The organism is Streptomyces sp. NPDC003248 (assembly GCF_055563235.1).
The window spans coordinates 80,853-95,465 of record NZ_JBVHDT010000007.1; the positions used below are offsets into that span (position 1 = coordinate 80,853).

The 14,613-nt window shown below is 72.8% G+C and carries 6 protein-coding genes; 1 reads left to right on the forward strand and 5 read right to left on the reverse strand.

Translation table 11 applies throughout. The features are described from left to right. The 5 genes from ACZ3KJ_RS18420 to ACZ3KJ_RS18440 form a co-directional block, all read right to left on the reverse strand. Positions 1-3,012 carry a hypothetical protein gene (locus ACZ3KJ_RS18420; RefSeq protein WP_467528140.1) on the reverse strand — a complete coding sequence of 1,004 codons (3,012 nt, stop codon included), beginning with the start codon at positions 3,010-3,012 and terminating at the stop codon, positions 1-3. A 1-nt stretch (position 3,013) separates the two neighbouring features. Then, positions 3,014-4,351, reverse strand: a complete 1,338-nt coding sequence (gene eccB / locus ACZ3KJ_RS18425) for a type VII secretion protein EccB (protein ID WP_467528141.1) — start codon at positions 4,349-4,351, stop codon at positions 3,014-3,016. A 9-nt stretch (positions 4,352-4,360) separates the two neighbouring features. Beyond that, a complete protein-coding gene (eccD, locus tag ACZ3KJ_RS18430; protein WP_467528143.1) occupies positions 4,361-5,767 on the reverse strand; it encodes a type VII secretion integral membrane protein EccD in 1,407 nt (468 codons plus the stop codon). A gap of 58 nt (positions 5,768-5,825) precedes the next feature. Further along, complete coding sequence (gene eccCa / locus ACZ3KJ_RS18435; protein ID WP_467528145.1) at positions 5,826-9,803, reverse strand: type VII secretion protein EccCa; 3,978 nt, start codon at positions 9,801-9,803, stop codon at positions 5,826-5,828. A 171-nt stretch (positions 9,804-9,974) separates the two neighbouring features. After that, positions 9,975-12,881 (reverse strand): helix-turn-helix transcriptional regulator, encoded by a 2,907-nt coding sequence (locus ACZ3KJ_RS18440; protein ID WP_467528147.1) that lies wholly within the window; start codon positions 12,879-12,881, stop codon positions 9,975-9,977. A 631-nt stretch (positions 12,882-13,512) separates the two neighbouring features. Here ACZ3KJ_RS18440 and ACZ3KJ_RS18445 point away from each other — a divergent pair. Continuing rightward, a complete protein-coding gene (locus ACZ3KJ_RS18445) occupies positions 13,513-14,496 on the forward strand; it encodes a helix-turn-helix domain-containing protein (RefSeq protein WP_467528149.1) in 984 nt (327 codons plus the stop codon). Positions 14,497-14,613: the final 117 nt, after the last annotated feature.

Consider the following 14,613-nt stretch of genomic DNA (forward strand, 5'->3'; position numbering starts at 1 on the left):
CTACGCCCCTTTCTGCGGCAAGGTACCGGCCGAGGACCCGGGCTGCCGCGGCCCGCCTGGCGTGCTCGGTGGGGTCTGCAACAGTCCGGGAGCGGCGCAGAAGGCCTCCGCGTGCTCGTCGGGAAGCGGATCGCCCGTCCGCCCGGGGTCGTCACCGGCCTGCTTCCAGAACGCGTGGACCTGTTCGAGGCCCGCCAGCGCGATCTCGTCGAGCGGCACGCGTCCCTCTCCGACGCGTCCCTGCTCGTCGATCTCCGACGCCGACAGTTCGCGCAGCATGATCACCGGGCGGTTGCCGTCGACGGCACGCAGCACCTTGAAGCCGGTGCCCGGCGCGAAGACGACCCGGTCCGGGATCTCCGGCAGCACCAGCGCGGTACGACGGGCCGTCAGTGACCATATGAGGATGTCGGTGTTGCCGGTCAGGTCCCGGCGGACCGCGGACAGGGCCGAGAGGAACGAGCGTTCGGTGAACGCCATGCCCTCGCGGTACCAGGCGCGTTCGGCCGGGCTGAGGGCGGCCCGCAGCAGCGCGCCGCCCCGGTAGGACGGCAGCCGGCGCAGTCCGCAGGTAGCGCAGCGCGCCAGCGGCACGTGCGGCCCCGTCGTCGCGGCCCGGATGGCGGCGTCGATGGCCGGCGTCGCGCCCGAGAGGTACAGGCGGACGGCCGCCAGGTCGGTCAGTGCGTCGCTCGCCGAGCTGCGCGGGCCGCCGTGCAGCCCCGGGGACTCGGACAGCAACCGGGTGACGAAGGCCGCGGCGGTGTCGTAGCGGGCGCCGAGGCTGCGTCGCACCCAGTCGCGTTCCCGGTCGATGCCCTTCTGCGGTGGTACGACGTCAGCGGCGGGCGCGGGGCCGGGCTGGACCCGCGCGGTGCCGCCGCCCTGCGGCAGGGAGGACACGGGGGGCGGGGCGGGCACGCGCTGGGGAGCCTGAAGGGTGTCGTCCTCGGCCGCGTCGGGGGGCTGCGGAGTGGGCCGGACCGGCTGGGGACTCGGTGACTCCAGGCGGATGCGCGGTGCCCCCGACGGTCCCGGGGCAGGCGCTGGGCCGGGCGCGGACGGTGGCGCGTGGGTGGGCTCCGCCGGCGGGGACACCACCGGCACGGACGTGGAGGGGTCCCCCGGCGCCGGGGGGACGGCCGGCACCGACGGCGGGGAAACCGTCGGCACCGGCGCGGGGACGGCCGGCACCGACGGCGGGGAAACCGTCGGCACCGGCGCGGGGACGGCCGGCACCGACGGCGGGGGAACCGTCGGCGCCGGCTGCGGGAAGCTGGTCCGATCGGATGCCGCAGGGGCGGACGGCGCCGTGGGCCCTGTCGGCTCGTGCGGGGGCGGGACGGTTGTCCGGCCCGTGGCGACGGACGGCAGAGCGGGCAGGTCGGGACCGGCCACCGGCCGCGCCGCTGGCGGTTGTGTGGCGGGCTGCTCCGGTCCCGGCTGGGACGTGGGCACGCGGGACGCTGGGAGGTCCTCGGACCGCTGCGGGAGCTGGGCGAGCCGGCCGGAATCAGGGGCGGCCCCCTGCGTCCGGGCCGCCGGAGGATCCGTCCAGGCGCTCCCCTGTTCCAAGGGCGAGGGTACGGTCCGCTCCGTCCTCGGCGCGGCCTCCAGGACGCGTCCGTCGGCCGGCCCGGGCTCGGAGGGGACCGTACCCCCGGGCGGCAGCGGCGGCGGACCGCCTTCAGAAGAACGGCCCGCCTCGCTCGAGGGCATGACGCGGCTCTGCCGGCCGAACGAGGGGTCCAGGCCGCGCAGCAGTTCGTAGGAGATGAACCGCATGCGGTCGGCGGTCATCGGGTTGGTCTCGTCGTACAGGATGGCGGGGTACACGGGATCGGCCGGCGCGGAGCGCACGGTGTGGCCGTCGGGCGGCTCTGCTGCCGGGCGTACCCACAGGCCGCTCTGCACGACCTCCAGGACCACGTCCGGGGCGTACTGGTAGACGCCGTGCTCGACGGCCGGGATGTCCCCCACCGGGACCCGGGTGTTCAGCGGCACCGGGGCCTTGGCCCGGCCGCCGGTCTGCGAGCGCGGCCGGAAGCCGAACTGTCCGGCGTACGGCCGCCAGCCCAGCGTTCCGTCGCGTGCGAGGGTGCGCACCACGGGTGCCCCGCCGTCCGCGTCCGCAGTGGGCACGCCCGCGTGGACGACGACGGGTTCGCCCAGCAGGTCGGCCAGGGCCTGACCGAGTGGCGTGCCGCTGGGGACGGCCACCGGACCGTAGGGCAGGAAACGCACCATGGGCCGCGCGTTGGCGGACAGCGTGTCCCAGAACGCGGAGACCTCCTCCAGCGGCAGGGCGGACGTCCCCGGGCTGCCGAGCGCCACCCCGATCTGGTCGGGGTGGCCGACGAACCGGTCGATCAGCCACTGCCGGTGTCCGGGGGCATCCGCGTCCTCCCAGGTGCCGCGGATCCACACGCCACTGGGCAGCGGCTCGACCATGCCGCCCGCGGCGGTCGGGCGCGGCCGGTCGGGCACCGAGAACTCCCACTGCGGCTTGGGGAAACGCCGCGACTCCGGTACCGACGGCAGTCCCGGCCGGTATCGCAGCCAGCCCAGGCCGTGGTCGGCGGGGACGAACAGTGCTCCGCCCGCCGCGGGGACCACAGTCCCGTCGGGGGCGAGCACGACGCACCGCAGCCGGTCGGCCAGCGACTGCGCGGCCTGCCTGACGTCCTCCCGGTTGCCGCGGCCGGGGACGATACGGAAGCTGCCGCCCCGGCGGGCCAGGGACCGGGCGACCTTCTCCCACACCGCCTCCTCGGGGCTTGCGGGCAGGTCGAGGACGACGAGGGTGTGCTGGGGGTCGGCGGCCAGGCGCCGCGTGAAGTTCAGCGCCCGGCTGTCCACGAAGCCGCGCGGGTGGACCAGCAGCGCCTCGCCGACGCTCCGCGACTCCAACGCGGCCCCGCCGGTGCCCAGCGTCATACGGGACAGCCTGGCGGACAGGCGGTGGCCGAAGTCGCCGCGCGCCGCCGGACGGCCCCCGGACCGCCCGGCCATCTCAGCTGCCTCCCTGGACGGCGGTGGCGGCCAGGGCCCGGCTGAGCCGGGGGCCGGTGGCGATCAGGTCGAGGGTGGAGGCCGGGAGGGTCCGCGGGGTGATCCCGCCGTAGCCGAGCGCGTCCACGGCCTGGCCGACGAGCGGGTACTTCACGCCCTGATCGGTGATCAGGAAGGGGCCCGGGGTGTCGTAGTCGCCCGGCTTCTTCGGCGGAACGGCGAGGACCGCGTGGGCCGGCGGGACAACAACCCGGGTGGCCGCGTCCGTCACGCGCCCGGTCTCCCGCACCACCCGGCTGCGCACCCCCGAGTCGTCCACGGTGCGCAGCAGGCACAGCGCGGACCCGTCACCGGCGGTGGCGTCGGCGGCGTTCAGCAGGTCGGGGATGCGGTGCAGCAGGGAATCGTCGGAGGAGGCGTGGACGGCGGCGATGTCGTTGGGGGTGACCTGCCTGGGGTCTTCGCCGCCCGGTGCCGCGGCGAGCAGCGCGGCCTCGGTGGCGGTGAGGGAGGCGACACCGTCGCGCCTGAGGACGTAGAAGTGGTCGGCTCCGCTGACGACGGTGCGGAACAACTGGCCGACCCGTACCGCGGTGCCCCCCAGGATGCCGCCCTTGGCGCCAGCCTGCGGGATGCGGGCGGGAGCGAGGGTGGTGCCGGTGGGCAGCGCGTCCAGCCAGGCCGAGGGAGCGCTGACGGGCTGCTCGGTGTCCAGGCCGAGGGCGACGAGCGAGGACCGGCCGTCGACGGGGTACTTGGTGTTCCGCCACAGCACGTAGCGGGTGCCGTCGGGGCCCGCTGCGAAGACACGGGCGTCGTCCGGCACGTTTCGGGCGGACCCCGGGGCGAAGTCGAGCGCCTCGCCCCCGTGGGACCCGGTGCGCAGGCACTCCGTCCACGCTCCGGTCAGCAGCGACGACGGCTGTGCGACGTCGTCGGGAGCGCCGGCGATCCCCAGGGGCGCTCCCCGAGGCACGTCGGCCATCGACGAACGGGAGACCTGCTGCACGGCGGTGTCGCTGCCGGCCAGCAGGAGCGCGGAGGCGTAGTTCGCGGTGGGGTGCAGCACGCCGCCGACGTAGATGTAGCGGTTGCCGGTCTCCTTTTCGACGACCAGGGCTCCGGCCTTCTTCCACGACGTGTTGTCGACGGGCACGATCAGTCCGTAGACCACGAAGACGAGGACGAGCAGGACAGCGGCGATGACGCCGAACATGCTGCCGAGCCCGGATCGGCGCATGGGGGCCTCGCCGGTCCCCGGGTCGCCCGAGACCAGGGCTGAGGCCAGACGCCCGGTGGCGAACTGGTAGGCGTGCAGGTGGTCGCGTCGGCTTTGCACGGCTCCCCCTCAGCTGACCAGAGCGCGGAAGTACGCGTACACGTGCAGCAGTTGCAGTGTCAGCGGCAGCAGGGCCAGTGCCGTCAGCACCTCGAGGATGTCCGCGGTGTGGCCCCACACCGGGAGCAGCCGGGTCGTGGGCAGCCGCCACGCTCCGACCAGCAGCGCTCCGGCGGCCACCAGCAGGGCCAGCAGCAGCGCGCAGCCGACGAGGGGGGAGACGGCCGACGCCCACGCGTACACCACGCAGAGCAGCCCGAGTGCACCGCACAAGGCCATCGGAACACGCTGCCAGGTCCCGTTCAGGTTCTTGGAGCGCAGCAGTGCCGCGCCGGAGAGGACCAGGGCGAGCAGCCAGTGCAACCAGCCGCTGCGCTGGGCCAGCAGGACGAACGCGGTCGCGCACAGCAGTCCGGTGGCGAGGCTCACCACCGTGAGCATGGCGTCGGCGTTGGCGGCACGCCGCCCGAGGAGGTGCTCCGGTTGGGGGTCGATGTCCTCCTGGAGTTCGTCGGCGTTCCGCGGCAACTGCGGGACGCGCAGCCGGGCCAGCCGCAACGAGGCCCTCGGCGCGAGATGGCCGAGCAGGAAGAAGACGACCGCCATCGGCACCGTGCTGTCGACCGCGTCCAGGCCGAAGGCGGCCGACAGCGCTCCGCCGGTCGTGGCGAGGACGGCCGTGAGCAGCATCGTGCTGGTCAGCCTCAGTGCGAGCCGGGGCAGGGTCAGCAGTACCGCGGACATCAGGGCGGCGCATCCTCCGCCGAGCATGATGTCGACGGGCCGGGGCGACAGCAGAGCGGCGGCGCCGTGCAGGGCGGTCATCCCGGCCAGGGCCGAGAACATACCGGCGCCGAGGCCGGTGATCAGCAGGGTGACCCGGTCGGCGGGCCGCCGCTGGTCCAGGGCGCCGCCGACGCACAGGGAGACGGCGGCGACCGCGTAGAGCACGGGTACGAGCACACGGTCCGCGGTGCCGGGGACAGCGGCGGCGAAACCGGCCAGTACGAGTGCGGCGAGGGAGTGGAAGAGACGTCGGGTCAGTTCCGGGCGCCACCGGTCGCGGCGCGAGCCGACAGCGTGGGCGACCCCGTCGGCGACGTCGTCGAACTCCAGCTCCGGGATCGGGTCGTCCGCGGGGCGCAGGTACAGGATGTCGCCGTGGACCAGCCCCGCGCTCTGCGGTGTGGCGTCGATGTCCAGCGGGGGCTCGCCCAGCCGCTGAAGTGTCCAGGTCCCCACGGCCCGGCCGGGGTCGGTGGGGATGTGCCGCATGAGCATCGCCAGCAGGGTGGAGACGGATGTGGCGACGGGTACGGCGAGGTCGGCACGGCCGACCGGCCCGGCGATCGTCAGTCGGCACACCTCCGTGCTGACCGTCCGGCGGGCGCCGGGGGCGGAGACTGCGGTGGTCATGGTGCTCCTGGAAGACATGGGGGGTGACAGTGCCGTGGGGCGGGTGGCGGGACCGCCGTCAGGGATTCGCGTATCCGACCTGGATCAGCCGGATGCCGCGCCGGGTGACGAGCTGGGCGCGGCCGGGGGGAAGCGTCCGGGGCCGGGCCTCACCGATGAACTTGCCTTCCTCCTTGGGATAGGAGTGCAGCAGAGCGGGACTGCCCAGTTCCCAGATGCGGCGCAGGACGGGATCCATCATGGCCCGGCCGGCGCCCGAGGTGGAGCGGGAGATCACCAGGTGCAGGCCGATGTTGACCGAGTGGGCGAGCATCGGGGCCAGGGCGTTCAGCGGTGACTGCGAGCCCATGCCCGGGCCGCCGCCGTACAGGTCGTAGTCGTCGATGAGCATGAACAGCCTGGGACCGGTCCACCAGTCGCGGCGCGCCAGGCGTTCGGGCGCGATGTCGGCCCCGGGGACTCGTTTGCCGACCGACACCGCGGCGCTGCCGGCGAGCTGGGTGAGGCTGTCGCCGTCGACCGCGAACCCGACCCGGTACTCCTCGGGAACGGCACTGAGCAGGTCGCGGCGTGTGTCGGCGAGGAGGATGCGGGCCTGTTCGGGGGTGAAGCGGCGGGTGATGGCGTCGATGGCCAGACGCAGCACGTTCGTCTTGCCGGTCTCGCTGTCGCCGAACACCAGCAGGTGGGGAGTGGTGCCGAAGTCGTGCCACACGGGGGCGAGCCGCTGCTCGTCCCAGCCGAGCGGCACCCGCAGGTCTCCTTCCGGCGCCGGCAGTTTGGACAGCGGCAGCTTGGTGGGCAGCAGCCGCACCCCGGGGGCGGAGCGCCCGGTCCAGAAGGTGTCGATCTCGGCGACCGCCGCCTTGGTCGCCGCGGTGAGGTCGTCGCTCCGCGGGGAGCTGTCCAGCCGCGGCAGGGCGCACAGGAAGTGCAGCTTGGAGTGGGTGAGTCCGCGGCCCGGCTGGTGGGGGACGGTGGCGGCGACCCGCGAGCCGTGTTCGGACTCACCGCCGTCACCGAGCCGCAGTTCGAACTTGGTGCCGAACAGGTCGCGGGCCCGGGGGCGGATCTCCGACCAGCGCACCGCCGAGGCGACGACATGCAGTCCGAACGACAGACCGCGGGCGGCCAGGTCGGTGATACGCGGTTCGAGGTCCTCGAACTCCTGCTTGAGGGTCGCCCAGTTGTCGATGACGAGGAACACGTCACCGTAGGGGTCGTCGATCTCACCGCTGTCGCGCTTGCCCCGGTAGGCCGTCATCGACTCCAGGCCCAGCTCGGTGAAGCGCCGCTCGCGGACCTCCAGCAGCTGGGTGAGTTCTTCGACGGTCCGCTGCACCCGGTCGCGGTCCAGACGGGTGGCGAGGGAACCGACGTGCGGCAGCCCGGCCACGGACTGGAGTCCGCCGCCACCGAAGTCGAGGCAGTAGAACTGCGCTTCGCGGGGGGTGTGGGTGAGGGCCAGGGCAAGCATCAGGGTGCGCAGCATGGTGGACTTGCCGGTCTGCGGTGCCCCGGCGAGCGCCATGTGCCCGTCGGCGCCCGACAGGTCGGCCACCAGCAGTTCCCGCAGCTGTTCGAAGGGCCTGTCGACCATGCCGATCGGCACGCGCAGTCTGCCGAGCGCCGGGTAGTCGCTCGCGCTCATGCCGCGCTCCGGGTCGGGGACGATGCCGGGCAGCAACTGGTCGAGGGTGGCCGGGACGTCCAGCGGCGGCAGCCACACCTGGCGGGCCGGCGGACCGGCACCCTCCAACCGGCCCACCAGGACCTCCAGCAGGCTCTCCTCGTCGGCCGACGCGGGTTCCGCGATCCGTGTCTCGGGTTCCTGGACGAGGATCCCCCCGGCCTCCTCGGACGCGTCCGGAGACAGCGGCAGGCGCTGCTCCATGCCGAACGCGACGATCTCGTCGCTGCCCCGCGCCGTCTCGGCGGGGCCGCCGGAGGCGGTGGGGGACGCCGGGCAGGGGCCGGAGACGTAGGCGGCCTTGAAGCGGGCCAGATTGCTGGTGTCGATCTTCAGATAGCCGTTGCCGGGTGCCGAGGGAAGCTCGTAGGCACTGCCCACACCGATCACGCTGCGGGATTCCATCGAGGAGAAGGTGCGCAGCGCGATCCGGTACGACAGGTGGCCCTCGACCCGGTGGATGCGGCCTTCGTCCAGGCGCTGGGAAGCGAGCAGCAGGTGGACGCCGAGCGATCGGCCCAGACGGCCGATGCTGACGAACAGATCGATGAACTCCGGTTTGTTGGCGAGCAGTTCGGAGAACTCGTCGACGACGACCAGCAGCGACGGCAGCGGCGTGAGGGGGGTGCCGCCCAGCCTGGCCTTCTCGTACTCGAACAGGGACGAGTAGCCGCTCTCCCGCAGCAGTTCCTGACGCCGCATCATCTCGCCGTTCAGCGAGTCGCGCATGCGGTCGACCAGGTGCAGTTCGTCGGCGAGGTTGGTGATCACCGCGGAGGTGTGCGGGAGGCGGTCCATGTTCAGGAATGTCGCGCCGCCCTTGAAGTCGACCAGGACGAAGTTCAGCACTTCCGAGGAGTGCGTCGCGGCCAGACCGACGACCAGTGTGCGCACCAGTTCGCTCTTGCCGGAGCCGGTCGCTCCGATCAGCAGGCCGTGCGGGCCCATACCGGCCTGTGCCGACTCCTTCAGGTCCAGTTCCAGGACCTCGTTGTCCTCGGTGATGCCGATCGGTACCCGCAGGCGTGTGCTCTGAGGACTGCGGGTGCGCCACAGCGCGGCCACGTCGAAGGAGCGCGGGTCGCGGATGCCGAGGAGGGCGCTGAGGTCGAAGTCGGTCTCCAGGGGCTGGTCGACGAGGTCGACGCCGCCGTTGGTGCGGAGCGGGGCCAGGACGCGCGCCAGGGACTCGGCCGCCGAGGGGGACAGCGAGTCGCTCTCGGCGGTGACGACGGTGTCGCCCGCGGGGAACTGGACGGTGCCGTCCTGGAGGGTCAGCCGCAGTACGTGCGGTCCGCCGGTCATGGCGCCCGTGGCGTCGAGCAGGACGACATTGCGCAGTCCGGCGCCGAGCAGCCGCGAGGTCTCGGGGATGTGCACCCGGTAGGCCAGCACGATCACGAAGGGTTCGCCGATCCGGGGGGCGGCGTGGGGCTCGTGGTCGGGACGGTCGCTCACCTCGTGGCCGAGCAGGTTCAGCAGCGCGTCGGGGTCCTCCGCCACCAGCCGCAGCGGCCCGGTCGCGTCCTCCTCGTACGGGTGGAGGTTGTGCGGCAGCCACTTCAGCCAGCCCCACTCGGCACGCCCCGCCGCGTCGGACAGCAGCGCGATACGCAGTTCGTCCGGCGAGTGCAGCACAGCCAACTGTCCGATCATGGCGCGCAGCAGGCCCAGCGCGGCGGCTCCCTCACCGGCGAACTCCACACTGGTGAACCGGCGCAGCGGCAGCGTCACCGGGAGGTGTCCGACCGACTGGTAGGCCTTGGTGAAGCGCCGCAGCGAGATCGCCGACAGGGGTTCGAGGTCCTCCACCGGCTTGGTCCCCGGCGGCACCAGGACCAGGTTGGCGCGGCGGGAGCCCAGACCGATGCGCACGTCCGCGAAGTCGTCGTGGCCGGCCCTGCGCTCCCACAGCCGGGACTGGCCGGCCATCGCCCACAGGTCCTGCGGGCGCGGGTTGTCCCAGTGCGCCGCCGCCCGCTGCTCGGCCGCGGACTGCCGGACCCGCTTGCGCACCTGCGCCAGGTAGCGCAGGTAGTCCCGGCGTTCGGCGCGCATCTTCCGCTTCCGGTCGGCACCGCGTCGGCCGAGCTGGCCGAGCCCCATGCTGATCATGGCGACGCCCATCATCCCCGACATCATGTACGTGGTCGTCGAACGGGCTCCGAGGGTGAACATCATGACCATGGCGCCGACGCCGAGCAGCATCGGAAGGAAGACCAGCGCGGAGGTGAGGTCGGCGGTCGGGGGTTCGGGGAGGATCGGGGGCTCGGCGAGCTCGATCTGGTCCTCCGGAGCCTCGGGGCCGGGAATACGGGGCGAGCGCTTCACGACCACAGTGCTCATGGGGCTGTCTCCTGCGGACTGGGGGCTTTCGGGGTTCCGCGGCAGCACCGGCACGGTGCGGGTCTCGCGAGCCGCAGCAGGGCTGCCCGCCCACCCTAGGAACCGGTCCGGACGGAGTCCGCATCGGCGTGGGCACATTGTCCGTGCGGACGAAGGACATTGCCTGCCCGGTCAGTGACCGCGGCCGGTGCCTCTTTCCCCGAGCGCGCCGGCCGGACCGTCCCCCGGGCCCGGTCCGCCACGGCTCCCGCCGGTGTCCGGCACCAGTCCGAGCCGGGCCAGACTGCCGTCCAGCCAGGCCGCGGCCAGCTTCACCCGGGAAGGGCACCCGGTACGTCTGAACAACCGGGTCAGCCGCTGCTCCACGGTCTTCTCGCTGCACGCGAGCCGGGCCGCGATCTGCCGGTTGGTCGATCCGCCGCTGACCATCTCGATCAGACTGATGTCCTGCTCGCTGAGCCCTTTGCTCACCGAACGGCTCCTCGGCAGCGAGACGTTCCGGCGTTGCGCCGCACGATCGATCACAGCGCGCACGGGCCGTCCGATCCCCATCATGCGCGAGATCCGCTTCACCTCGGTCAACCACGGCTGGGGGTCGTCGCCGACCTCCACCAGGCCGTAGCAGCACAGCAGGCTCAGGGGCGCGTCGCCCCGCCGGGTCAGTGACCGGTGGGCGGCCAGCAGGCTGTCCTCGTCACGATGCACCAGGCCACGTCCGATGAGCACCGCGTCCCGGCTCATGGACGAGGCCCTCTCCTCGTGCAACGCCTCCAACTCCTCCAGCGCCTGCCGCGCCGTCTCCGGCCGGTCCCCCAGCGCGGCTATCGTGAGGATCCGCAGCAGCACCCACTCCACGCCCGCGAGCACGCCGTTCTTGCGTGCCCGGCGCACGTCGTGCCATCCGCCCGCCAGCGCCTCGTCCGCCTGCCCCGTCCAGAACCGCACGGCGATGCGCGCCCGGTCCAGCAAGGGATGGACCACGCCGTCGGGGACGAGGTCCAGCCACGCGCGGGCGTGCTCCGGCTCCCCGCGCATGCAGTGGATCTCCGCCGCCAGTGCCCGGGCCAGCTGTGCCGCACCGGCCGCGCCGTCGCCACGGCTCCGTGTCTCGATCCGGCGCGCGGAGGACAGGGCGCTGTCCCAGTGTCCCTTGAGGTAGTCGCGCACCATCGCCTGGTAACGGATGGCGGTGCTGTGTCCGGCTCCGGTGCAGAGGTCACCCAGCACGGCTGCGAAGGCGCCCGCCAGGTCCCCGTAGGCTGCGGCGTTCTGCAGCCGGTCGAGGGCCTCCTCGGCGACAGCGCCGGACGGCAGCGCCTGCCGCACCCTGTCGATCTCCGCCCTGCTCCCCACGGCGGCGGCCATCAGCCGCAGTTCGGCGGGCGTGGGCAGCGGGCCGTGGCCGCGTGCCGGGTCAGCCGTGGGAGACCGGTCGTCGTCCCACCCCGCCAGGGTCACCGGGCCGATCCCGTACAGCCCGGCGAGCGCCACCGCCCTCGCCACGGCCGGCATCGGCTCCAACGCCGTTCGGTATCGCCGGTCGGAGCCCTCGCAGAAGGGGAGCCGATGCTCGTGCAGAACCGCGAGGACCCATGCCTGGACCGCGAGTTGCAGAGCGGTCCCGTGCCCGTCGGACCGGTTTGCGGCGGGCGGGCGGTCCGCCCGCCGTTCCACACAGGCGAGCAGCGGCTGACCGAGTTCCAGCACACCCTCGTAGTCGGCGTACCGCAGGCTGAGTTCGGCGGCCTCGCGCAGCAGAGCCGGTGTTCCGGGGTCGCCGGGGGACAGACGCCGCAGCGCCGACCGGTAGGCCCGCGCGGCCCGCTGCAGGGACTTCCGTGCGTCGTTGCGGGCGGCGGCGAGCAGCAGGGGAACTGCGAGCCCGTCGTCCAGCAACGGGCCGGCCGCCGCGACGTGGTCGGCCAGGTACGGGTAGCGGGCGCCCGCGGTGGCGGCGTCCATCCGGCCGGTCACCGACGTGACGATCCGGGCGTGGACGCCCCGCAGATCACTGCGTACGGGCAGCACCCGCAACGTCTTTGCCAGCGCGGGCACGGAGAAGGACAGGCGGCCGACGCCGTCGACGGTCAGCACCCGGTCCTTGACCAACTGGTCCACGGCGGCGACTGCTTCGGCGTGCGCTCCGTCATGCGACCGTATGAGGCGGAGGTCGTCGACGCGGAGTTCGCCGCCACCGATCAGGTGGGCCAGCGTGGCGGCCGGCTCCACCGACTCGGCGGCCATGTCGGGCCGTACGAGCCGGAGCAGCCGGTCCGGCCGGCTGACGGAGCCCAGCCGGCCCGTGCCCTCCGTCAGGCAGAGCCGGCCGTCCAGTTCGAGCAGGCTGCCGCTCTCGCGCCAGCAGGTCAGCAGGGACAGCACTGCCTCCGGGTTTCCGGCCAACGGTCCGAGCGCGCGTGACAGCGCCGTGAGCAGCATTGGTTCGACGGGACGGTCGGCCCACCACGCGGCCAGTTCGCCGACCCCGGACGGCGGAAGCGGCCGCAGTTCCAGCACCCGGTCGGCCGTCGTCGCCAGACCGGCACCGCCGTCCCCTCCCGCGCCCGCGAAACGGCCGGCCATCACCACGGGGACATCTGCCGGGCGGAAGACGCGCAGAACCACTCCCAGAGCGGATGCGGTCCGCGGCGGCATCCGCTGCACGTCGTCGAGGACGACGGCGAAGGGAACGGACTGGGCGGCGTCGGCCAGCACCTCACCCATGGTCTTCAGCAGGACCGTTTCACCACCGCGGTGGGTGATACGCCACTGAACGCGGCGCACAGCGGTGATCCGGGCCGGCAGCCGGCCGTCGTGGATCCTGGCGAGCACATCGCACACGGCATCGGCCGCGGCCGCCACGCCAGGCGGCTCCTGGGTGTCCTCCCAGTTCATCGTCAGGACCTTGGCGCCGTTCCGCGTCGCCACCAGCCGCGCCCGCTCCAGCAGGGCGGTCTTCCCCACCCCGGCCCGGCCGCTGATCAGCAGGGTCTGCGCCGGCGTACCGGTGGATCCCAGGATCCGGACCACTTCGTCGACCTCGCGGTCCCGTCCGATGAGAGGCGCACGGTGCCGCACGAGCACTCCTCCCACGCCTACGAATCACAACCTTCCAAGTCGGGTGAATTGCACGCCTCGCGGGGGCTGCCCCCACGTGCCGGTGATGATCGTGGTCATCTCTTCGCACGTCAGTCGGGTGGGAGCCGGATGCCGGGTACGACCAGGACCCTGCCGCTGGGCAGTGCGTCGGCGACGGCGGGTAGCGCCGGCGGCTCTGCCGGCGGTACCCGCCGGGCGACCTCCACGCGCGGCCCGGCATGTGGGGCGCGTCACAGGGATCGCCCTCCACACAAGGCCGGCGCGGATGTTGGTGTCGGCCGGGCCGAACGACACCGCCGCGACACGAACCAGCACCTGCCGGACACCGGGAATCGGCTGATCCACGTCCTCGTGACGCAGGACGTCCGGATCGCCGTACTGATGCAAACGCACTGCCTCATGGTCTTTCCGTTTTCGCCCGAGCGGTCGCGGTGGCCTTGGTCCGCATGCGGCGCAAGGCAGGGTGTCCGTACATCGGGTCCGGCCGACGGACGATTGGCCGTTGACAGTTCAGGCGCAGCCAACAGTAGGAACGGCGGTGCGGAGAGAGCGTGTACTTTTGCGACACCAGATGGGATCGAGGCGACGTCTTCATCGGCGCGGAGGACACATGAGCAGCAGCCCGCGATTCCTTGGTCCGGGCGGCAAGACGGGCACGTTCACCGTCGACGCCGGCACCACCGGCACCGGCCGGGGGACCTGGGAGTCGTTCATCAACACCTGGAACGACCACATGGGAGACCTGTACCCCCTGCCGGAGTTCAGCGCTTCCACGGTCGACGGCTTCCAGGGAACGATGCAGTCGGTGACCCTGCACGACACCGCCATCAACGAACTCTGGGCTTCCTCACCCGTCAGTACCCGGGCGGTCGGGTCACACGAGCACGACCAGGTCAGACTGTACGTCGGGCTGCGCGGCACAGTGGCCCTGCGGGAACCGCACGACCAGGGCGGTGACGCGTGCGTCTCGGCCGGCACCTACTTCATGCACCACGTCGTGACGGAGAACCACTTCCACACCACGCCGCAGATCGGCATCCGCATGTTCAACTTACCCGGCGCCGCCCTGCGGTCCCTGGTGGCCGGGAAACCACGCACCGGGCAGGCCACCTCGCCCGCGGCGCAGATCCTCATGGCGCACGCCGGCATGGTGCAGCGGACCGTGAGCGCGCTCAGTCCCGCGGGCGCGCACGCCTCCCGTAACGCCCTGCTGGAACTCGCCAAGGGACTGGTCCTGGACCAGTTCGACGACCGCGAGCCCACCTTCACCCCGGCACTGGCCCAAGCGGCCAAGGACCTGGCCGACACCCGGCTCACCGACGCCGACCTCTCTCCGACCACGATCGCCGCGCACCTGCACGTCTCCGTCCGCACCCTGCAGCGGGCCTTCGCGACTCTCGGCGAGTCGTTCAGCGCCTACATACGCCGCCGACGCCTGGAGGAAGCCGCCACCGCGCTCACCGCCCCGGGATCACGCCTCACCGTCTCCGAGGCCGCCGCGCTCTGGCACTTCACCGACAGCAGCCACTTCATCCGCGCTTTCAAGAAGCAGTACGGGGCGACACCGGCGCAGTTCGCACGCCGCCCCGCCTGACGACCCAGGCGTCGTGCAGGCGGCGATAATGACTGCCGTGGACGCACGTTCGTCCGCTGGAGTCCGCCCGGGAAAACCGGGCGCACCCTCCCGCTGTGCATCGTTCGGCGAAAGGCG